Here is a 19,326-nt window from a genome sequence, read left to right on the forward strand (position 1 = left end):
GCTGCTTCCAGGGGGCCGTCCCACATGCTCAGGGCACTGATGTTCATCCTGCCGCTGGCGCTGACGATCTATGCCTTCATCGACTGCCTGAACACCCCCGAGGACGAGGCCAAGCACCTCCCGAAGGTGGTCTGGGTCATCATCATCCTGCTGTTCTGGATCGTGGGCCCCATCGTCTGGTTCGCCGCGGGCAAGATGCGTCACGCCCCCGCCGGAGGCCGTACTCCCTCGGAGTGGCACCGCAACCACCGCCACGAGTGGGTCGCCCCCGACGACAACCCCGAGTTCCTGAAGTCCCTGCGGGACGAGGCTGTGTCCGATGAGAAGCGAGTGAAGGACGAGTCGCTCCTCAAGGACTGGGAGGCGGACCTGCGCCGCCGCGAGGAGGAGCTGAAGCGGCGCGAGCGCGGCGAGGACTCCGAGAACTGATGGAGCTGCGGCTCCTGGCCACCTTCGAGAAGGTCGCCGACGTCCTCTCCTTCACCCGGGCGGCGACGGAGCTCGGCTACGCCCAGTCGAGCGTCACGGCCCAGATCAGGTCCCTGGAGTCCTCCCTCGGCGTCGACCTCTTCGAGCGCCTCGGCTCCCGCATCCGTCTGACCGAGGCCGGTGAGCGGCTCCTCCCCTACGCCCGCCGGATGGCGGATCTGGCGGAGGAGGCCCGTACCGCCGTCGCGGCCACGGCGGAACCCTCGGGCCCGATCGCGATCGGCACCATGGAATCCCTCACCTCCTACCGGCTGCCGCCGCTCCTGGAGTACTTCCACCACCGCTATCCGGAGGTGCGGCTGACGCTGCGGCCCACGCTCGGCGACGAGACCCGGCAGGCGCTGCGGCAGGGCACGTACGACGTCGGCTTCCTGATGGAGCCGGAGACCGAGCACGAGGGCCTGGAGTCGGAGGTTCTGGCCCCCGAGCCGCTGGTCCTGGTGGCCGCCCCTGGCCACCCCCTCACGGGCCGTACGTCCCTGACGAGCGCGGACCTGGCCGGCGCCCGGCTGGTGGGCACCGAGCCGGGCTGCCCGTACCGCGACCTGTTCGAGGCGGAGCTGCGGGAGTGGGCGCCGCCGTTCATGGAGTTCGGCACGATCGAGGCGACGAAGCGGGGCGTGGCGGCGGGCCTGGGCGTGGCGCTGCTGCCGGAGGTGACGGTCGCGGAGGAGCTGGCGGCGGGGACGCTGGTCCCGCTCCCGTGGGAGGCCCCGTTCACCCTCTTCACGCAGCTCGCGTGGCGGCGGGGGAAGCGGCTTCCGGCGCATGTGCGGCTGTTCGTGGAGCAGGCGCGGCGGCTGGTGTCCGAGCAGCGAGGGTGACCTTCAGGCTGGCGAGCACGATCAGCGGGACGCCGAGCGCCTGGACGAGCCCGATGTGGTGCCCGTACACCGCCCAGTCGACGCCCATGGCGACGGCCGGGTAGGTGAAGGCGAGGACGGCGATCTTCGCGGTGGGCAGCTTGGCGTACGCGGCGTACATGAGCACGTACATGAGCCCGGTGTGGACGAGCCCGAGGCCGACGAGCCACGCCCAGCCGGAGCCGAGTCCGCCGACGTTCCCGAAGCGGACGAAGGGCAGCAGCAGCGGCAGTCCGACGAGCACCTGGACGAGCGCGATCAGATGGGGGCGCACGCCCGTGATCCGCTTGGTGACGAAGGTCGCGAGGGCGTAGAGGACGGCGGCGGCGAGCGCGAAGCCGAGCCCGGCGAGGGAGGCGGTGTCGCCGGGCCGGACGCCGGACACGAGGACGAGCCCGGCGAAGGCGAGGGCGAGCCACCCCAGCTTGGCGCCGGAGATCCGCTCCCGCAGGAACACCGCCCCGAGCAGGACGAGGAAGAACGGCTGCGTGTGGTAGACGACGGTGGCGAGGGAGATCGAGGTCGCCGCGTACGCCTCGAAGAGGAACACCCAGTTGAAGACGATGAAGACCCCGCCGAGCGCGGCGAGCCCCAGCTTCCCCGCCGTGAACCCGTGCCCGGTGAAGAACCCGCGCACCAGGCTGTAGGCCCCGAGCGCGACGGCCCCGAAGAGGCACCGGAAGAACACCACCTCGAAGGGCGACGCGCCGGACTCGACGACGAAGACGCCGAGGGTGCCGGAGAGCACCATGGCGAGGGTGAGTTCGACGGTTCCCCTGGTCTCGTTTCTCATGCCGACGACGCTACGAAGAGTGTGGGGGCCCGGTCCACGGGCCAGTGGGGCGTCCTGCCGATGGGGGCGATCGGCGGGGCCGATGGGTCCGGGTTCCTCCGCGTGCGCACAGCACCCCGAGTAACACTCAGCCCCGTACAGCGGGCGGACAACGCACGTGTACCGTCCTCCTCTCGGCACGGCTCGAAGGCCTGTACGTGCCGTCGAGTGGAACCTGAGCGGAGCCTTCTGACCCGCCGAGGGCCTTCGCCTCCGAAGCGAAGGCCCTCGCACGGCGTCCCTACTCCGGGGCGCGGTCGTACTTCTGGAGCGTCGCCTTTGACGTGGAAGTGTCGACGAGCCGCAGCTCCCACGGGCCGGTGTTGACGTCGAAGTCCTTCCCGAAGCCGACCCACTTGCCCGCCATGCGGCGTCCGGTCGGCTCCACGAGCATCTGGAGCGCGCCGTGGTAGCGGGCCCCCTGGTAGTAGCCGTCGGCTGCCGTCTGCTCGGTCCAGGAGCCCGTGACCACATTGCGGTCGATGGTCAGGTCCAGGGTGAGCGGGCTGTCCGGATTGCTGGACGCTCCGGGCAAGCTCTGGCCGGTCAGCCGGGTACGGTGCTGAAGCAGGACGACGTAGTGCTTGGCCTCGAACGTCTCGTTCCGGGACGAGCTGAAGAACTCGTAGCGCGACAGCCAGATGCCCGAGTAGTTCATGCCGTCCGGTGGCGGCTGCGTGGCGGCGGCCGCCTGAATGCCTTCAGGGCCGAGGTCCATGTCGTGGCCTCCTGCGGAATCGGGATGGACGCGTGCCTGCGGCACGGGCAAGGAGAAGCCCAGGGCTTCGACGGGACGCCCCGTGACGTGCTCCAGAGCACGGGCGTACACGGGACGTGGAGCGCGGCTGGTGCCGGCTTCCCAGCGCTGGACGAGACGCTTACTCGCCTCGTTCGGTTCACCCAGCTCCTCGCCGGCCGCGCGGAGCGCCTTCGCCAAGTCGTCCTGACTCATGCGCAAGCCGATCCGCACGGCCCGCAGAACATCGTTCGTCGGGGCAGTCGTCATGGCTTCGACGGTAGCCCTAACACCGGCCGAATGACACCGAATTGACGCCTAAGAGTGACGCCCGAACGACGCCCTTTCTGCCGCCGCGATGACCTGGCCGCATGCAGACGATGGATGTCATGCCGATCCGCATCGACGCCTACACGGTCAGAGCCGACGGGACCCGAACGGAACCTCGAACCCTGTACGAGGGTGAGGGCGGCCCGCCGTTGACGACCAGCGTGATGCCGGTCTGCGCATGCCCGCGCTGCTGTCCACAGCGCTCTGTCGAGAGGAAAGGGACATCCAGGTGACCATCACGCTTGAGTATCCGCCGGTTCACTCCACCGAGCCCCGCACGTTCCTGCCCCGTGAGGTGTGGCAGGCCCTGACCGCCGACGTGGTCAGCGCATACCCGGGCACGAGCCGGGTCCTGGCCGAGCGGATCATCGGTCAGACCGTCGCGTTCCTGATCGCGGGGACGCGGACCGAGGAACCGCTGTCCCCGTCCGAGCACGTCGACCGGGGCTGGCACGCGTTCCTGCTGCGCACCCAGGCGTACCAGGAGTTCTGCGACCGGCACGCAGGCCGGTTCATCCACCACCACCCCGGCCTCCCCGACGCGACCGGGACGGGCGGGCCCGAGGCGGCCCGAGACCGCACCGTGGCTGCCATCCGTACGGCAGGCTTCGACGTGGACCAGGAGCTGTGGCCGGACGCCGCCGACTGCACGCAGTGCCACTCGGGCTGCACGGACAGCCCTGTGGGCGGCAAGAAGTAGTCAGGGTGGTAGCACCCTCCTCCCGGCCCTCGGGTCGGGAGGAGGGTGCTCAGCACGTGAGAGGACGAGGGTGCGCGACATGGACGCCGACGCGTGGGACGTATGGGGCGCGGCCAGGCCGGGACGTGGGGCGACGAACGCGGTCGGGGCCGCTACCTGGTTCAACTGGACGCAGTGGCCCGATCACGGACCCGACGAGAAGATCCTCGGCGATCTTTCCGGTGCGCGGGTCCTCGACCTCGGCTGCGGCAGCGGCGGCAACCTCGCTCACCTGGTCGCTCGGGGGGCGCACGCGGTCGGCGTGGACATCTCGCCCGTCCAGGTGACCAAAGCGCGTGAGCGGTGGCCGCACCTCGACGTGAGGCTGTGGACCGCCCAGGAGTTCCTCGCGGCGGCCACGGACGGGTTCGAGGTCGTGTACTCGGTTTTCGGAGCCGCCTGGTTCACCGACCCCGCCGGGCTGCTGCCTCTGGTTCACGCGCGCCTCGCACCCGGCGGTGTCTACGTCTTCTCCCACAACCCGCCGGCCCTGGAGGGCTGCTACGGGCCGCAGGCGTCCCAGATGCAGCCGCCGGAGAAGGGCGCGGAGCCCCTGTACGTGAAGCGGTGGGATTACGAGCCGGAGGCCTGGGCGGAGATCCTCCGGACACACGGCTTCACGGACGTGACGGCCGAGGTGATCGCGCCCCCGGAAGGGAAGCGCACGGGGACTCTGCTCGTCCGGGGCGCCAAGGCCGGGTGAGCGGTTTCCGACGGCTGGGCGCCGTCCTCCCGAGCGGCGGGCCGGAATAGCTTCCGGGGAAGGGGTCGTTGGGAACGGGCATGAGTCTCGACGTGACCTCCCGACAGAACCGTTCGTTCCTCTTCGTTCTCGGCAGTTCCCGTGCCGACGGCAATTCCGAGATCCTGGCCCGTGAGGCCGCCGCGCATCTGCCCGTGGGCGTTCCGCGGCGCTGGGTGGACCTGAACCTGCTGGACCTGCCGGACTTCCAGGACGGGCGGCACGAGGACGCCGGGCGGCGGGCCGGGGAGGTCGAGGAGCTGCTGCTGCGGGCCACGGTGGAGGCCACCGACATCGTGATCGTCTCGCCGCTGTACTGGTACAGCCTGTCGGCGCAGACCAAGCGTTACCTGGACTACTGGTCGGGCTGGCTGAACGTGCCCGGTTCGGACTTCAAGGAGCGCATGGAGGGCGGCACGCTGTGGGGCGTGACGGCGATGGCGCACGACGAGCACGAGGTCGCGGACGGCCTGGTGACCGGCCTGCGCAACTCGGCGGCCTACCTCCGGATGCGGTTCGGCGGGGTCCTGACGGGGACGGCCTCCCGCCCGGGCCGGGTCCGCGCCGACGAGGCCGCGATGACCCGCGCGAGGACCTTCTTCCAGGGCGCCGCCCCCCTCGCCCGCTTCCCGTACGAGGAGGCCGACGCCGTCGTGTGAGGGCGACGTCAGTTGTTCGAGCCGACGGTGTTGTCGTGGCCGGCGTTGAACACGTCGTCCCTCGCGAACTGGAGCCAGTCGCCGAAGACGACCGTGTGCGAGGCCTCCGGCTCGATCTCGACGGTCACGTCGGCGCTCGCGGCTCCGGCGGAGCCGAGGACGACGGCACCGACGGCGAGGGCGGTGAGGGCAGTCAGCAGGGAACGCATGGGGAACCTCTCGGGAGAACGACAGGGCACTGTGCAAGCTAGGACCTGCCGGTGCCCGCCCTCCCCTCACCCGGCCGGTGTGGTGCCGGGCCTCAGCCGATCGGCGGCAGTCCCGGGGGGTGAGGCCGGAGCCCCGCCGGGGAAGGCTCCCCCCATGGACCAGGAACGGGCACGGCGGTGGCTCGGCACCGCCCTCGACGAGGCGCGGGCCGGGCTCGCCGAGGGCGGGATCCCGGTCGGCGCCGCGCTGTACGGGGCCGACGGGGTGCTGCTCGGGCGCGGGCACAACCGGCGCGTGCAGGACGGGGACCCCTCCACGCATGCCGAGACCGCCGCCTTCCGGGACGCCGGCCGGCAGCGCTCGTACCGGGGGACGACGATGGTCACGACCCTGTCGCCCTGCTGGTACTGCTCCGGCCTCGTGCGGCAGTTCGGGATCTCGCGGGTGGTCGTCGGGGAGGCGGAGACCTTCCACGGCGGGCACGACTGGCTCGCCGAGCACGGCGTCGAGGTGGTCGTGCTCGACGATCCCGAATGTGTCGCGCTCATGCGGGAGTTCATCGCGCAGCACCCCACCCTGTGGAACGAGGACATCGGCGATGAGTGAAACGAACCTGCCCACGATCGATCTCACCCTCGACCCCGCCCCCCAGCTGCCCGCCGTCGACCGCGCCCTGCGCGAGGCCGGGTTCCTGCTCGTGACCGGGCACGGGGTGGACCCCGGGCTGCGGGCCGCCATCCGCGAGAGGGCCCGCACCTTCTTCCACCTCCCGGCCGCCGTCAAGGAGCCGTACGCGGTGCGGGTCGGCGGGCGGGGGTGGCTCGGGCCGGGCGCGGAGGCCAACGGGTACGCGGAGGGCACGGCGACCCCGCCCGACCTGAAGGAGTCGCTCTCCTTCGCGGCGGAGGACCCCACCGGGGACCCGGCGGTGGACGCCGAGTGGTTCCTGCCGAACACCTGGCCGGCCGAGGTGCCGGAGCTCAGGCCGCTGGTGGAGACGTATCTGACGGCGATGAAGGGGCTCTCGGACCGGGTCCTGGACCTGCTGGGCGAGGCGCTCGGCGAGGAGCGGGACTTCTTCACCCGGCACACCGGGCACCCCACGTTCGGCTTCAACGTCAACTGGTACCCGGGGCGGGAGCGGACGGGCGACCCGGAGCCGGGTCAGTTCCGCATCGGCCCGCACACGGACTTCGGCACGGTCACGATCCTGGACCGGGAGGCGGGGAAGGGCGGGCTCCAGGTGTTCACCGACGCCGGGGGGTGGCAGGACGCTCCCTTCGACCCGGCCGCGTTCACCGTCAACATCGGGGATCTGATGGCGGGCTGGACCGGCGGGCGCTGGCGCTCGGGACGGCACCGGGTGCTCCCGCCCCCGGCCGACGCGCCCACGGAGGAGCTGATGTCGCTGGTCTACTTCTACGAGTGCACGCCCGGCACCACGATCCACGGCATCGAGTCGCACGGATACCTGCGGGCGCAGCTCGACGCGATCGCGGCGGACTGAGTCCGCCCGGGAAAAAACCGAGTCCGCCCGGGAAGAGAACCGAGTCCGCCCGGGAAGAGAGTCGAAAAGGCGACCGCTTTCCCAACACACCGTCGATATCCTTGAGTTGACTGTGACGGGGGTGGCGGGGGCGTGGACAGAGAGCTGTACGGCCGCGAAGCGGTCCTGGACGACGGGGGGCTCGTGGCCCGGCTCGTCGGGCTCGGCCGGCAGGGGGCCGCGCGCGTCGCGTACGAGCACGGGGACGACCCGCCGGTGACGGTCTTCACCGGCGGGCGCGGCATGGGGAAGACCGCCCTGCTCAAGGAGGTCCGCAACCGCTACAAGGGCTACACCCCGCTCGCCCTCCTCGACTGCGCCCACGTCGAGCCGCCCGCCGACCACGGCCCCGGCTGGACCCCGGTCACCGGCGCCCTCTCCGAGCTGGCCGTGCAGCTGTCACCGAAGGTGCTCGCCGCCCGGCCCGTGCGGTTCCCCCGGCTCTCGCTCGGCCTGGTCGCGGTCGCCTCGCTCGCCTGGTCCCAGGAGGACGACGAGCGGGCCCGGCGCGACCTCCAGCGGCTCGCGCCGCTCCTCGCGACCGTCGACGCGACCCGGGGCGCCGCCGCCAACTGGGTCGGCAAGGTCCTCGCCAAGCTCGCCGCCACCTTCGCCGACGCCGCCGTCCCGCTCGCCGGACTGCTCGCCGAGGCGACCGTGGAGACCGTCCTCGAAGAGGTCTTCGGCCGCCTCCAGCGCTCCGCCGAGAGCTGGTACGGCACCTACCGCAACGCCGGCGGGCGCGGCAAGGCCGGACTCCAGCAGCTCGCCGTCGACTTCGAGCAGGGCGGCCGGCGCCGCCGCGAGGCCGAGGACTTCCTCGTCGGCGCCCTCACCGAGGACCTGCTGACCGCCTACACCGGTCTCCGGCGCGGCAGCCGCGTCGGCCGCCCCCTGCTCCTCCTCGACAACGCCCACGAGCCGCTCGGCCGGCAGCTCGTCGAACCGATCCTGCGCGCCCGCTCCGCCGAGGGCCGCCGCGACCGGGTCGTCGTCCTCGCCGCCTCCCGGGTCCGCGACCACGAGGGCCTGCGCCACGCCACCCGCACCCGGCTCCCGGAGACCGGGCACCGGGCGCCGTGCCCGCGCGGGGCGAGCGTCGGCTCCGGCATCCTCGCCGTCGAACTGACCCCGCTCTCCCCCGCCCAGACCCGGTCCGCCTTCGACCACCACGACCCGGCGGGCCGCACCCCCGCCGAACTCTCCCGCGCCGTCCACCGGCTGACCGGCGGCCGGCCCCTGGGCGTGGCCCTCCTCGGCCGGGCCGCCGGCGAGGCCCCCGCGGAGCTGCGGGCCGGGCTCACCCCGGGCGGGCTCCTCGACCTCACCGTGGAGCTGCGCGAGGACGCCCCGCCGGTGCCCGTCGCCCCCACGCTCCTCGCCGAACTCCTGCCGGTGCGCAGACCGGGGCCGTACGCCGTGCTGGCCGCGACCCACGACGAGGAGTCCGCCCGGATGCTCGCCCACGCCCGGCTCCAGGCGGAGTCCCTGGACGGGGACGTGGCGCTGCGGGTCCGCGACCAGCTCCGCGCCGAGGACTGGGGCGAGGGTCCGGCGCACTTCGTCGCCGACCCGCTGCTGCGTGCCCTGCTCCTGCACCGGCTCCGCTTCGAGGACGGCGACCACCCGCGGTACGCCGCCTGGCACGCCGTCCACGAGACGCTGTACCGGTACTACGGGCCGCACCCCGGCCCGTACCGCCTCCACCACGGCCTGGCCCTCGGCCGCACCGAGGAGGCCGTCACCCACCTGCGGGAGACCTTCCCCGACCAGGACGTCCTCGGCTGGCTCGGCCGGCTCCGGTTCATCGCCGCCGCCCCGTACCCGCGCGAGCGGAACCGGCCGGGCCCCGACCCGCGGCGGGCGGTCGCCCTCGGCCAGGAGCCGGCCGGCGCCCTCCCCGCCGGCCTCGACCCCGACACCACCGAACTCCATCTGTCCGTACGGCGGCTGCTGCACTCGCTGTGGCTGCTCACCGATCCGCTCGCACTGCCCGACGACGAGGTCGCCGACCGGCTCGCGCACGAGCTGCGCCGGCTCTCCGGCCGCCATCTGTCGGGCAGCGGTTCACTCTGGGACGCGGCAGGCCACTGGCCGCGCGACATCCGTGCCTGGCGGGAGCCGTCGCTGCCGCCGGGCCGTGAGAACGGAGTCTGACGCCATGCCCGACCGCCTCACCGCCCGGCTGCGCCGGCGCGTCCGCACCCCCCGTCAGAAGCTCGTCGCCTCGGTCGTCACGGCCGCGTTCGTCCTCGGCCTGGGCGGTTACGGCTTCGCCCGGCTCACCACCCCGGAAAACCGTTCCTGCGCCGAGGGCGTGGCCCGCCCCGCCGGCAGCGACGAATGCGTCGGCGTCAACGGCTCCGGCCACGACTTCGGCGCCCCCGACCTCAAGGACATCGCCGAGACCATCCGCGCCGAGAACGCCGGCCTCACGGCCGGCGAGTACGTCACCGTCGCCGTCCTCCTGCCGCTGACCTCCACCGATGCCGGCATGCGCGCCAAGGTCCTGCACGAGGTGCAGGGCGCCTACGCCTACCAGCGCCGGGCCAACGAGGAGTCCAACGGACAGCGGCCCACCATCCGACTCGTCCTCGCCAACACCGGCCAGGGCAACGCCCACTGGCGCACCACCGTCGACCAGCTCGTCGCCCTGGCCGACGGCCCCGAACGGCTGCGCGCCGTCTCCGGCATCGCCACCTCCTCCACCGAGATGCGCGAGGCCGTGACCGCGCTCACCCACGCCAGGGTCGCCGTCGTCGGCACCACCATCACCGCCGACGACATCGCCAACGGCCCCGGCGGCAAGCCCTACCCCGGCCTCGCCCGCGTCTCCCCCACCAACAGCGACGAGGCCAAGGCGCTCGCGCACTTCGGCCGGGTCGACGCGGCCAAGGCGCTCCTCGTCCAGGACACCCGCAGCGGCGACCACTACGTCGACACCCTGAAGGCCGCGTTCGCCGCGTCCCTCAAGAACGCGCCCCTGGAGCCGCAGGAGTTCACCTCCGCCCCCGACTCCACCCAGGAGGGCACCACCGCCAACACCTTCCGCAACATCACGCACCTCATCTGCGACACCCGCACCGAGACCGTCTTCTTCGCGGGCCGCCACACCCAGCTGCGCCAGTTCATCAACGCGCTCGGCGACCGCGGCTGCGTCGACCGCGCCTTCACGGTCCTGACCGGCGACGAGGGCTCGTACCTGGGCGCGGACAAGAAGCTCGACCGGAAGGCCCTCAAGGCCCGGCTGACCGTGCGGTACGCCTCGCTCGCCCACCCGGACGCCTGGAAGCCGGCGCCCGGGCGTGCCGTTCCCCGGACCGGCGGCTCAGAGCAGGCGTACGCGAACTTCCTGGAGGACATCGCCAAGGCGGCCCCCAAGGACCGGCCGGTGGCGCTCGCGGACGGCCAGGCGATCATCGCGTACGACGCGATGGCGACGGCGGTCCACGCGATCCGCCAGGCCACCCCGGAGGGCTCCGCGTACCCGTCGAAGGAGGACGTCGGTACGCAGTGGCCGCAGGTCAAGGGCTCCCTGCGGGTCGAGGGCGCGAGCGGCTGGATCTGCCTGGACAACTACGGCAACCCGTACAACAAGGCGGTCCCCATCGTGGAACTCGCCCAGGACGGCACACAGCGCTTCGTCCAGATGGCCTGGCCGGAGGGCAGGCCCCCGACGGACACCTGCCTGCCGCCGAAGAAGGGGTGAGCCCTACGGCTCCCACGTGGGCCAGCGGGCGTCGTCGCGCGCGTACAGCTCCCGCAGGTGCCGCCACCGCTCGGGCGACCAGTCGCGCCAGTCCGTGGGGTGACCGTCCAGCGCGGCGGCGAGCCGCTCGAAGTGGTCGTGCCACCCGGCGAGGCAGTCCAGCCGGTACTCCGGCGAACCCCGCACCTCGTTCGTGAAACGCAGAACGGTCGACCCGTCGCCGCCGGACCCCGGTTCCAGATGGAACCGGATCCGGCCGTGCGTCGGGCCGACCGTGTACTCGGCCACGTAGTCGGGGTCCCAGGCGGTCACCCGCCCCGAGACCTCGGTGTCACTGTTGAGCCAGCGGAGGGTGACCTTCCCGTCGAGCCGCGGCTCCAGCGGGTCCGCCTCGCAGAGCCAGCCCGGCAGGCCCTCGGGCGAGGCGATCGCCGCCCAGACCAGCGGCACCGGATGCGGAAGGTCCACCACGAACCGCAGCAGGTGCGCGTCGCCGTCGTGGGTCTCGCTCCTGCCCCGGGGGATCTCGCTCATACCTCCAGCGTCCCCCCGGGACAGGCCCCGTGCCAGCTCAGACGCCGGCGTAGGAGTGCTTGCTGCTCACGAAGATGTTGACGCCGTAGTAGTTGAACAGGAAGCAGGCGAAGGCGATGAGCGCGATGTACGCGGCCTTCCGTCCCTTCCAGCCGGCCGTCGCGCGCGCGTGCAGGTACGCGGCGTAACCGACCCACGTGATGAAGGACCAGACCTCCTTGGCGTCCCAGCCCCAGTAGCGGCCCCACGCGTCGCCGGCCCAGATCGCGCCGGCGATGATCGTGAAGGTCCAGAGCGGGAAGACGGCCGCGTTGACCCGGTAGGCGAACTTGTCGAGCGAGGCCGCGGCGGGCAGCCGCTCCAGGACGGAGCGGGCGAAGGAGCTGGGCTTCCCGCCGGTCGCGAGCTTGTTCTCGTACGAGTCGCGGAAGAGGTACAGCAGGGTCGCGACCGCGCCGATGTAGAAGACCGCACCGCAGAAGATCGCGGTGGAGACGTGGATCCACAGCCAGTACGAGTCGAGCGCCGGGACCAGCTGGTCGCTGGGGGTCTTCAGCCAGGTCGTGGCCATGCCCAGGTCGAGCAGGATGGTCGTGACCAGGGGAAGGCCCATCCAGCGGACGTTCTTCTTCGCGACGAGGAAGCCGAGGTACGCGCCGACCGCCACCGTCGAGAAGGTGGTGGAGAACTCGTACATGTTGCCCCAGGGGGCCCGCTGCACGGAGAGCGCGCGGGCGACCACGCCCGCGGCCTCGACCAGGAAGGCGAGGACGGTGAGCGAGACGGCGATGCGGCCGTACAGGTCGCCCTGGACCGTGCCGCCGGCCGCGCCGGGACCGTCCGGAACGTCCCGGGTGCCGGCCGCGGAGCGCGTGACGACCTTCGGCTTGTCGAGGACGGCGGTCCCGCCGGCCTGCTTGACCTGGACGGTCACGGCGGCGGGCGCGGCCGGGGCCTGCTGCGTCAGGGCGGCGGCGGTGCGGCCGACCTTGCTGCGGCTGCCGAACACCCACTCGGCGATGTGGGCGAAGAAGGCCAGGGTGTAGACGGCCATCGAGGAGTAGACGAGCAGGTCGCTCATCTGCGCCAGGCTCTCGTTGGTCGTGGCGGCGAGGATCACTTGTCGGCCTCTCCAGAAGGGGCGGGGTCTTCTGCGGGTTCTTCCGCGGGTTCCGGTACGGCTTCCGCGGCGGGGGGCGCCTGGACGGTGAGCGCGACCGCGAGGTCGCCCAGCTCCTCCGGCAGCTTGGCGGACTCGCTCCGGCCGAGCCCCGCCATCTCGACGACGGTCACGCCGTCCTCACCGCGCACGGCCCTGACCCAGACCCGGCGGCGCTGGATGAAGAGCGAACCGGTCAGGCCGGCGATCGCGGCGATCGCGCCCGTGAGGGCGAGCCCGTTGCCGGGCTGCTGGGAGATCTGGAAGCTCGCCCATTCCTTGACGTCCTTCTCGAAGGTGATCGAGCCGGCGCCGTCGGGCAGGTCCATGGTCTGGCCGGGCGCGAGGCGCTGGGCCAGCTTGTTGCCGGACTCGTCCGTGAACTGCTTCATCTTGGACTTGTCGAGCTGGTACACGTTCTGCGGCAGACCGGAGTTCACCCGCAGGTCGCCGTGGAAGCCGGTGAGCGCCATGACCGGGGACACGAGCGCCGGGAACTGCGAGAACATCGTTCCCTTGCCGGCGCCCGCGAAGGTCGGCACGAAGAAGGCCTGGAAGCCCAGCTGCTCCTTCTCGCCCTTCTTGTTGCGGTAGCCGTCCATGACCTTGACCGCGCCGGTCGACGTGATGTTGTTGTCGATCGGCAGCAGTGGCACGGCGCCGTGGTAGACGGTCTTGCCGCGGGGGTCCTTGACGGTGACGACGGGCGCGTATCCGTGGGCGATCAGGTAGACCTTGGAGTCGCCCACGATCAGCGGCTCGTTGACCCGGATGACCGCCTTCTTGTCGGCGCCGCCCTGCGAGTAGCTGACGGCCGCCTCGAAGGTGCGCGGGGTGCCGCGCTGGGGGCCGTTCGTCTCGTACGTGCCGGTGAAGGAGTCCAGCTTGAAGCTGAACGGCTCCAGCTCGTCGGTGCCGAACTGGGAGCCGGACTTGAAGTCGTCGTACTGGGTGAGCGTGTTGGAGAAGCCGTCGCCCTCGACGATCAGCTTGCCGCCCTCGGACTTGAAGAGCTGGCCCCAGGCGAAGGCGACGAGCATCACGATCAGGGCGACGTGGAAGGCCAGGTTCCCGGCCTCGCGGAGGAAGCCCTTCTCGGCGGCGACCGCGTCCCCCGCGACGTGGGCGCGGAAGCGGCGGCCCTTGAGGACCGTGAGCGCGGCCTCGCGGACCTGCTCGGGCTCGGCCTCGGTGCGCCAGGTGGTGTACGCGGGGAGCCGGTCGAGGCGCCGGGGCGCGCCCGGCGGGCGGCTGCGGAGCTGGCCGACGAACTGCCAGCTGCGCGGCACGATGCAGCCGATGAGGGAGACGAACAGCAGGATGTAGATCGCGGAGAACCACACCGAGCTGTAGACGTCGAAGAACTGGAGCTTCTCGTACAGCGGGGTGAGCGTCTTGTGGGCTTCCTTGAAGGTCTGCACCTTCAGCTCGTCCGCGCTGGTCTGCGGGATGAGGGAGCCGGGGACGGCGCCGAGGGAGAGCATGAAGAGGAGGATCAGCGCGACCCGCATGGAGGTCAGCTGCCGCCAGAACCAGCGGATCCAGCCGATGACCCCGAGGGTGGGGCCGCCGATGGCGGCGTCCTCCAGGGGAGCGGTCGACAGCTGGGCCCCGGCGCTGCCGAGGCCGTCCTGCTGCTCCGTCGTTTCGGTCTTGCTCATGGAACTCAGATCCCCACCGTGAAACCGCTGGACCAGCCCTGCATCGTGGCCACCATGTCGTCCCACGCGCCCGTGAGGAGCAGGAGACCGGTGACGATCATCATGCCGCCGCCGATGCGCAGGACCCACACATAGTGCTTCTTCACCCAGCCGAACGCGCCGAGCGCCTTGCGGAAGGCGATGGCGGCGAGCACGAACGGGACGCCGAGGCCGAGGCAGTACGCGAAGGCGAGTATCGCCCCGCGTCCGGCGCTGGCCTGCTCCAGGGCGAGGGCGTTGACGGAGGCGAGGGTCGGGCCGATGCAGGGGGTCCAGCCGATGCCGAAGAGCGCGCCGAGCACGGGGGCGCCGATCAGGCCGGCGGCGGGCTTCTTGTGGAAGCGGAACTCGCGCTGCGTGAACCAGGGCATCAGGCCGGCGAAGAAGACGCCCATGAGGATCATGAGCACGCCGAGGACCGTGTTGAGCGTCTCGCTGTACTTCTGGAGGGTCGACCCGAAGTAGCCGAAGAGGGCGCCGCCGGAGACGAACACGGCGGTGAAACCGAGGACGAAGAGGACGGCGCCGGCGGTCATCCGGCCGCGGCGGCTCTCGGCGAGGTCGGCGCCGGTGACCCCGGTCACGTACGAGAGGTAGCCGGGGACGAGCGGGAGCACGCACGGCGAGAAGAAGGAGACCAGACCGCCGAGGACCGCGAGGGGCAGGGCGAGCAGCAGGGCTCCGCTGTTGACCGTCTCGATCACGGGCTCACTTCTCCTTGAGGAGGGGCTCGATCATCGACCGGAGCTTCTTCTCGTCGAGCGCCATGAGGGAACGGGCGGCGATCTTGCCCTCCTTGTCGAGGACGACGGTGGAGGGGATCGCCTGCGGGTTGAGCGTGCCCTTGGGGAAACCGAAGAGGATGAGCTTGCCCTGCGGGTCGTAGAGGCTGGGGTAGGGCACCCCGTAGTCCTCCTCGAAGGCGATCGCGGGCTGCTTGTTGGGGTCGCGGGTGTTGAGGCCGACGAACTCGACGTCCTGGCCCTTCAGGTCCTTGGCGACCTTCGCGAAGTGCGGGGCCTCGGCGCGGCAGGGGCCGCACCAGGAGCCCCAGGCGTTCAGGACGACGACCTTGCCCTTGAGGTCGGCGACGTCGAGGCGCTTGCCGTCGAGGGTCTCGCCGACGATGTCGTTCGGGGCCGTGCGCTCGCCCTTGGCGACGGTGGAGACACCGCCCGTGTTGGTCACGAAGTTGGTGTTGCCACCGCCGCCGGACTTGCCGTTGTTGTCGCCGCTGCAGGCCGAGAGTGCGACGGCGGCGGTCAGCACTCCGACGGCGAGCAGGGTGCGTCGAGGGGCACGGCTAAGGCTCATGTGAAAAGTTTCGCATGGGCGTTTGGGGGATCTTGGGCACCCCCCTACGTGCCCGTAAAGCCCCTTGTCAAGATCTTCTAAGCGGTGGGGGTCGTGGCAGGGGTCGGCCTGAGGAAGGCGTTCCAGCCACCCGCGGGCTTCTGCCCGACCTCGAGGGTGCGCAGCTTCTCCAGGATCTTCGGGTCCTGGACGTCGAGCCAGTCCACGAACTGCTTGAAGGAGACGAGCCGTACGTCCTTCTTTCCGGCCATTCCCTTGAGCGCCTCCTCGACGGCGTCCATGTAGATGCCGCCGTTCCACTGCTCGAAGTGGTTGCCGATGAAGAAGGGCGCCCGATTCGACTCGTACGCGCGCGTGAAGCCGGAGAGGTACGCCTCGGCCGCCTGCTTGCGCCAGCCGGGATAGCGCGAGGGCATGCCCTTGGTCGTGTTCTTCGACTGGTTGGCGAGCATGTTGTAGTCCATGGAGAGGACTTCGAAGGAGTGTCCGGGGAAGGGCACGGCCTGGAGGGGGAGGTCCCAGATGCCCTGGCGTTTGACGGGCCAGGTCTGGCGACCGCCGGGCGAGCTGGCGTCGTAGCGCCAGTTCAGGCGCTTGGCGGTGGGGAGCAGGTTGTCCTGGCCGAGGAGGCAGGGGGTGCGGCCGCCGACGAGCTCCTTGGAGTAGTCGAAGGGCAGCGGGTCGAGGTCGGTCCAGCCGCTGTTGGTCTTCCACTCGGTGACGAACTTCGTCGCCTGGTCGATCTCGCTCTGCCACTGGGCGGGGGTCCAGTTGCCGACGGAGCCGGAGCCGCCGCAGAAGTGGCCGTTGAAGTGGGTGCCGATCTCGTGGCCGTCGAGCCAGGCCTGCCGGACGTGCTTCAGGGTCTCCTTGATGTGCTCGTCGGTGAGGTAGCCGATGTCGGAGGCGCCGACGCGGTTGTTCGGCGGGCGGTAGAGGTTCTTCTTCGACTCGGGGAGGAGGTAGATCCCGGAGAGGAAGAAGGTCATCGCCGCGTCGTTGTTCTTGGCGAGTTCGAGGAAGCGCGGGAAGAGGCCGTTGCCGACCTCGCCGGCGCCGTCCCAGGAGAAGACGACGAACTGGGGCGGGGTCTGGCCGGGTTCGAGCGGGACGGGGGTGTCGGGCTGGTGCGGCTGCTTTCCGGTGTCGGCGGTGGAACCGTCACCGATGAGCCGGGCGTCGTCCTTGGTCGGGGTGGGTGCGCCCGGATCCGCCGAGACGTCACCCCCCTTGCCGGGACCGGAACGTCCAGGCTTGTCCTGGTTTCCGGTGCTGCATGCGGCAAGCCCCATCGCCGCCGCGGCCCCGACGCCCGCCCCGAGCAGCCCCCTTCGACTGATTCCGCTGATCCCGCGCATGACATCCCCATTCGCGCTGAAGTATGACCTGAAAGTCATCCAAACCGACAATGAGTGAGATGCCGGGAGGAACACGGAGGTTCCGGAAATTCGCACAAAAATTTCAGGGCGACCGGATGACATGAACATCATCATCCGATCGCCCTGAACTGTGTCGCCCGGGTGCCCCGCTGTCCAGCGGTCAGATTGTGAGGATTACGCGCCGAAGGCCTTCGACTTCCCCTTGACCGGCTTCGCGCCCGCGAGGAGGTGCGCCGGGACGAGGTCCCGGGCCGGCTCGCTGTACCCCACCGACACGATCTTGTCGCCGCGGTACGTGAACGAGGTCAGCGAGGCCAGCGTGCACTGCCGGCGCCGCGGGTCGTGCCAGAGCCGCCGCTTCTCCACGAAGCTGCGGACGATCCAGATCGGCAGCTGGTGGCTGACGCAGACCGCCTCGTGCCCCCGGGCCGCGTCCTTCGCCGCGTCGAGCGCGCCCATCATCCGCACGACCTGCTCGACGTACGGCTCGCCCCAGGACGGCTGGAACGGGTTCGTCAGGTGCTTCCAGTTCGCCGGCTTCCGCAGCGCCCCGTCACCGACACCGAACGTCTTGCCCTCGAAGACGTTGGCCGCCTCGATGAGCCGCTCGTCACTGGCCAGATCCAGACCGTGCGTCTTCGCGATCGGCGCCGCCGTCTCCTGCGCCCGCTCCAGCGGGGAGGCCACGACATGCGTGATGTCCCGGCCCGCCAGGTGCTCCGCGACCCGGTCCGCCATCTGACGGCCCAGCTCGGACAGGTGGTAGCCCGCCCGCCGCCCGTACAGCACGCCGTCGGGGTTGTGCACCTCGCCGTGACGCATCAGGTGGACGACGGTGATGTCCTGGTCCGGCGTGTCCCGCTCGCTCATGCCGTGGCCTCCGCTGCGGCGCGGGCCGCGGCCGGCAGGGCGGCGGCGATGCGCTCGATCGCCCGCTCGTCGTGCGCGGTCGACACGAACCAGGACTCGAACGCGGACGGCGGCAGGTACACGCCGTCGGCCAGCATCGAGTGGAAGAAGGCGTTGAAGCGGAACGCCTCCTGCTTCTTCGCGTCGTCGTAGTTCCGCACCTCGTCGGCGGTGAAGAACACCGAGAACATGTTGGAGGCGGTCTGCAGCCGGTGCGCCACGCCCTCCTTGGCCAGCGCGCCCGTGACCAGGCCCTGGATCTCCTTCGAGACCGCGTCCACCGTGGCGTACGCGGCCTCGTCGAGCAGCCGCAGCTGCGCGAGCCCGGCGGCGGTCGCGACCGGGTTCCCCGAGAGGGTGCCCGCCTGGTAGACCGGCCCGGCCGGCGCCAGGTGCCCCATGACGTCCGCGCGGCCACCGAACGCGGCCGCCGGGAACCCGCCGCCCATGACCTTGCCGAAGGTCATCAGGTCGGGCTTCACGCCGTCCACGCCGTACCAGCCGGCCCGGCTCGTACGGAAACCGGTCATCACCTCGTCGGAGATGTACAGCGCGCCGTTCTCGCGGCACAGGTCCGCGAGGCCCTGGTTGAAACCGGCCACCGGCGGGACGACGCCCATGTTGCCCGGCGAGGCCTCGGTGATCACACAGGCGATCTCGCCCGGGTGCGCCGCGAACGCGGCCCGCACGGCCTCCAGGTCGTTGTACGGCAGCACGATCGTGTCCCCGGCCTGGGCACCGGTCACACCGGGCGTGTCCGGCAGGCCGAAGGTCGCCAGACCCGAGCCGGCCGCGGCGAGCAGCGCGTCCACGTGGCCGTGGTAGCAGCCCGCGAACTTGACGACCTTCGCGCGCCCGGTGAACCCGCGGGCGAGCCGGATCGCGGACATCGTGGCCTCCGTACCGGAGGAGACGAGCCGGACCTGCTCCACCGGCTCGATCCGCGCGACGATCTCCTCGCCGAGCGCGACCTCGCCCTCGCCGGGCGTGCCGAACGAGGTGCCGCGGGCCACGGCGGCCTGCACGGCGGCGGTGACCTCGGGGTGCGCGTGGCCGAGGATCATCGGTCCCCACGAGCAGACCAGGTCGACGTACTCACGACCGTCCGCGTCGGTGAGGTACGGACCGGAACCGGACACCATGAACCGGGGCGTTCCACCCACGGCCCGGAAGGCACGCACCGGTGAGTTCACGCCGCCGGGCGTCACGAGGGAAGCGCGGTCGAAAAGCGTCTGTGAGACTGGGGCTTCGTATGAATACGGCACTGTGATCCTGACCTGCGAGAACGACTTCGGGCACGACATCGGGAACGGAGGGACGGTGGTGGACATCCTCTGTACTACGCCGGGGCGCTCGCCCTCCGCGTCTGCGAAACTGGGGCGACATAGGGATGACTCACGGAATCCATGGTGTCAGAGGCCACGGCGTTCTTGCGGACAGGTGTTTCACCGTACGAACGCGGGGGAGGTCACTGAC

At 71.1% G+C, this 19,326-nt stretch carries 20 protein-coding genes; 9 read left to right on the top strand and 11 right to left on the bottom strand.

From position 1 onward, the window contains the following. Nucleotides 1-24 precede the first annotated feature (24 nt). Nucleotides 25-429 (top strand): PLD nuclease N-terminal domain-containing protein, encoded by a 405-nt coding sequence (locus ACN9MM_RS17040; protein ID WP_426364424.1) that lies wholly within the window; start codon nucleotides 25-27, stop codon nucleotides 427-429. Beyond that, complete coding sequence (locus tag ACN9MM_RS17045) at nucleotides 429-1,313, top strand: LysR family transcriptional regulator (protein ID WP_426364425.1); 885 nt, start codon at nucleotides 429-431, stop codon at nucleotides 1,311-1,313. The genes ACN9MM_RS17040 and ACN9MM_RS17045 overlap by 1 nt, the downstream gene beginning before the upstream one ends. Here ACN9MM_RS17045 and ACN9MM_RS17050 read toward each other — a convergent pair. Both ACN9MM_RS17050 and ACN9MM_RS17055 read right to left on the bottom strand, forming a co-directional pair. After that, nucleotides 1,216-2,145, bottom strand: a complete 930-nt coding sequence (locus ACN9MM_RS17050; protein ID WP_426364426.1) for a DMT family transporter — start codon at nucleotides 2,143-2,145, stop codon at nucleotides 1,216-1,218. The two genes, ACN9MM_RS17045 and ACN9MM_RS17050, sit on opposite strands and share 98 nt — an antisense overlap. Nucleotides 2,146-2,425: 280 nt before the next feature. Next, nucleotides 2,426-3,190 (bottom strand): XRE family transcriptional regulator, encoded by a 765-nt coding sequence (locus ACN9MM_RS17055; RefSeq protein ID WP_426364427.1) that lies wholly within the window; start codon nucleotides 3,188-3,190, stop codon nucleotides 2,426-2,428. A 289-nt stretch (nucleotides 3,191-3,479) separates the two neighbouring features. On the opposite strand from ACN9MM_RS17055, the gene ACN9MM_RS17060 reads away from it, so the two are divergent. The 3 genes from ACN9MM_RS17060 to ACN9MM_RS17070 all read left to right on the top strand — a co-directional run bounded on the left by ACN9MM_RS17060 (nucleotide 3,480) and on the right by ACN9MM_RS17070 (nucleotide 5,390). Continuing rightward, nucleotides 3,480-3,950 carry a glycine-rich domain-containing protein gene (locus ACN9MM_RS17060; RefSeq protein WP_426364428.1) on the top strand — a complete coding sequence of 157 codons (471 nt, stop codon included), beginning with the start codon at nucleotides 3,480-3,482 and terminating at the stop codon, nucleotides 3,948-3,950. A gap of 79 nt (nucleotides 3,951-4,029) precedes the next feature. Continuing rightward, nucleotides 4,030-4,692 (top strand): class I SAM-dependent methyltransferase, encoded by a 663-nt coding sequence (locus ACN9MM_RS17065; RefSeq protein WP_426364429.1) that lies wholly within the window; start codon nucleotides 4,030-4,032, stop codon nucleotides 4,690-4,692. 80 nt (nucleotides 4,693-4,772) lie between these two features. Next, on the top strand, nucleotides 4,773-5,390 hold the full coding sequence (locus tag ACN9MM_RS17070) for a flavodoxin family protein (protein ID WP_426364430.1): 618 nt from the start codon (nucleotides 4,773-4,775) through the stop codon (nucleotides 5,388-5,390). Nucleotides 5,391-5,398: 8 nt separating this feature from the next. Here ACN9MM_RS17070 and ACN9MM_RS17075 read toward each other — a convergent pair whose 3' ends face one another. Continuing rightward, nucleotides 5,399-5,599: a hypothetical protein gene (locus tag ACN9MM_RS17075; protein ID WP_426364431.1), complete on the bottom strand. Its 201-nt coding sequence runs from the start codon at nucleotides 5,597-5,599 to the stop codon at nucleotides 5,399-5,401. Between the two features lie 154 nt (nucleotides 5,600-5,753). Here ACN9MM_RS17075 and ACN9MM_RS17080 point away from each other — a divergent pair, with 154 nt between their 5' ends. The 4 genes from ACN9MM_RS17080 (at nucleotide 5,754) to ACN9MM_RS17095 (ending at nucleotide 10,855) form a co-directional block, all read left to right on the top strand. Then, nucleotides 5,754-6,206 carry a nucleoside deaminase gene (locus tag ACN9MM_RS17080; protein ID WP_426364432.1) on the top strand — a complete coding sequence of 151 codons (453 nt, stop codon included), beginning with the start codon at nucleotides 5,754-5,756 and terminating at the stop codon, nucleotides 6,204-6,206. Beyond that, nucleotides 6,199-7,107 carry an isopenicillin N synthase family dioxygenase gene (locus ACN9MM_RS17085; protein ID WP_426364433.1) on the top strand — a complete coding sequence of 303 codons (909 nt, stop codon included), beginning with the start codon at nucleotides 6,199-6,201 and terminating at the stop codon, nucleotides 7,105-7,107. The genes ACN9MM_RS17080 and ACN9MM_RS17085 overlap by 8 nt, the downstream gene beginning before the upstream one ends. 132 nt (nucleotides 7,108-7,239) lie before the next feature. Next, nucleotides 7,240-9,303: a hypothetical protein gene (locus ACN9MM_RS17090; RefSeq protein WP_426364434.1), complete on the top strand. Its 2,064-nt coding sequence runs from the start codon at nucleotides 7,240-7,242 to the stop codon at nucleotides 9,301-9,303. Between the two features lie 4 nt (nucleotides 9,304-9,307). Continuing rightward, entirely contained in the window at nucleotides 9,308-10,855 is a 1,548-nt protein-coding gene (locus ACN9MM_RS17095) for an ABC transporter substrate-binding protein (RefSeq protein ID WP_426364435.1), read from the top strand. A gap of 3 nt (nucleotides 10,856-10,858) precedes the next feature. Here the strand turns inward: ACN9MM_RS17095 and ACN9MM_RS17100 are convergent, their stop codons facing one another. From ACN9MM_RS17100 to hemL, 8 genes are all read right to left on the bottom strand, one after another. Further along, the gene (locus ACN9MM_RS17100) at nucleotides 10,859-11,389 is read right to left on the bottom strand and encodes an SRPBCC domain-containing protein (protein ID WP_426364436.1); all 531 of its coding nucleotides are present in this window, start codon (nucleotides 11,387-11,389) and stop codon (nucleotides 10,859-10,861) included. A 37-nt stretch (nucleotides 11,390-11,426) separates the two neighbouring features. Then, nucleotides 11,427-12,509, bottom strand: a complete 1,083-nt coding sequence (gene ccsB, locus ACN9MM_RS17105) for a c-type cytochrome biogenesis protein CcsB (RefSeq protein WP_426364437.1) — start codon at nucleotides 12,507-12,509, stop codon at nucleotides 11,427-11,429. After that, nucleotides 12,506-14,209 (bottom strand): cytochrome c biogenesis protein ResB, encoded by a 1,704-nt coding sequence (gene resB, locus ACN9MM_RS17110; RefSeq protein WP_426364438.1) that lies wholly within the window; start codon nucleotides 14,207-14,209, stop codon nucleotides 12,506-12,508. The genes ccsB and resB overlap by 4 nt, the downstream gene beginning before the upstream one ends. A gap of 5 nt (nucleotides 14,210-14,214) precedes the next feature. Beyond that, complete coding sequence (locus ACN9MM_RS17115; protein ID WP_382864004.1) at nucleotides 14,215-14,952, bottom strand: cytochrome c biogenesis CcdA family protein; 738 nt, start codon at nucleotides 14,950-14,952, stop codon at nucleotides 14,215-14,217. A 4-nt stretch (nucleotides 14,953-14,956) separates the two neighbouring features. Beyond that, complete coding sequence (locus ACN9MM_RS17120; RefSeq protein WP_426364439.1) at nucleotides 14,957-15,562, bottom strand: TlpA family protein disulfide reductase; 606 nt, start codon at nucleotides 15,560-15,562, stop codon at nucleotides 14,957-14,959. A gap of 77 nt (nucleotides 15,563-15,639) precedes the next feature. Then, a complete protein-coding gene (locus tag ACN9MM_RS17125; RefSeq protein WP_426368762.1) occupies nucleotides 15,640-16,911 on the bottom strand; it encodes a hypothetical protein in 1,272 nt (423 codons plus the stop codon). A gap of 204 nt (nucleotides 16,912-17,115) precedes the next feature. After that, nucleotides 17,116-17,811 carry a histidine phosphatase family protein gene (locus ACN9MM_RS17130; protein ID WP_426364440.1) on the bottom strand — a complete coding sequence of 232 codons (696 nt, stop codon included), beginning with the start codon at nucleotides 17,809-17,811 and terminating at the stop codon, nucleotides 17,116-17,118. Beyond that, the gene (hemL, locus tag ACN9MM_RS17135; RefSeq protein WP_383660899.1) at nucleotides 17,808-19,154 is read right to left on the bottom strand and encodes a glutamate-1-semialdehyde 2,1-aminomutase; all 1,347 of its coding nucleotides are present in this window, start codon (nucleotides 19,152-19,154) and stop codon (nucleotides 17,808-17,810) included. The genes ACN9MM_RS17130 and hemL overlap by 4 nt, the downstream gene beginning before the upstream one ends. Nucleotides 19,155-19,326 lie beyond the last annotated feature (172 nt).

The organism is Streptomyces sp. E-08 (assembly GCF_049913095.1).
In the GTDB taxonomy this organism is placed as follows: domain Bacteria; phylum Actinomycetota; class Actinomycetes; order Streptomycetales; family Streptomycetaceae; genus Streptomyces.

What these genes read in the sequence shown, in the direction of transcription:
- ACN9MM_RS17055 (WP_426364427.1), bottom strand. Translation starts at nt 3,190, where the DNA reads ATGACGACTGCCCCGACGAACGATGTTCTGCGGGCCGTGCGGATCGGC.
- ACN9MM_RS17075 (WP_426364431.1), bottom strand. Translation starts at nt 5,599, where the DNA reads ATGCGTTCCCTGCTGACTGCCCTCACCGCCCTCGCCGTCGGTGCCGTC.
- ACN9MM_RS17120 (WP_426364439.1), bottom strand. Translation starts at nt 15,562, where the DNA reads ATGAGCCTTAGCCGTGCCCCTCGACGCACCCTGCTCGCCGTCGGAGTG.
- hemL (WP_383660899.1), bottom strand. Translation starts at nt 19,154, where the DNA reads ATGTCGTGCCCGAAGTCGTTCTCGCAGGTCAGGATCACAGTGCCGTAT.
- ACN9MM_RS17070 (WP_426364430.1), top strand. Translation starts at nt 4,773, where the DNA reads ATGAGTCTCGACGTGACCTCCCGACAGAACCGTTCGTTCCTCTTCGTT.
- ACN9MM_RS17100 (WP_426364436.1), bottom strand. Translation starts at nt 11,389, where the DNA reads ATGAGCGAGATCCCCCGGGGCAGGAGCGAGACCCACGACGGCGACGCG.
- ACN9MM_RS17045 (WP_426364425.1), top strand. Translation starts at nt 429, where the DNA reads ATGGAGCTGCGGCTCCTGGCCACCTTCGAGAAGGTCGCCGACGTCCTC.
- resB (WP_426364438.1), bottom strand. Translation starts at nt 14,209, where the DNA reads ATGAGCAAGACCGAAACGACGGAGCAGCAGGACGGCCTCGGCAGCGCC.
- ACN9MM_RS17050 (WP_426364426.1), bottom strand. Translation starts at nt 2,145, where the DNA reads ATGAGAAACGAGACCAGGGGAACCGTCGAACTCACCCTCGCCATGGTG.
- ACN9MM_RS17130 (WP_426364440.1), bottom strand. Translation starts at nt 17,811, where the DNA reads ATGAGCGAGCGGGACACGCCGGACCAGGACATCACCGTCGTCCACCTG.
- ACN9MM_RS17080 (WP_426364432.1), top strand. Translation starts at nt 5,754, where the DNA reads ATGGACCAGGAACGGGCACGGCGGTGGCTCGGCACCGCCCTCGACGAG.
- ACN9MM_RS17085 (WP_426364433.1), top strand. Translation starts at nt 6,199, where the DNA reads ATGAGTGAAACGAACCTGCCCACGATCGATCTCACCCTCGACCCCGCC.
- ACN9MM_RS17040 (WP_426364424.1), top strand. Translation starts at nt 25, where the DNA reads ATGCTCAGGGCACTGATGTTCATCCTGCCGCTGGCGCTGACGATCTAT.
- ACN9MM_RS17095 (WP_426364435.1), top strand. Translation starts at nt 9,308, where the DNA reads ATGCCCGACCGCCTCACCGCCCGGCTGCGCCGGCGCGTCCGCACCCCC.
- ACN9MM_RS17065 (WP_426364429.1), top strand. Translation starts at nt 4,030, where the DNA reads ATGGACGCCGACGCGTGGGACGTATGGGGCGCGGCCAGGCCGGGACGT.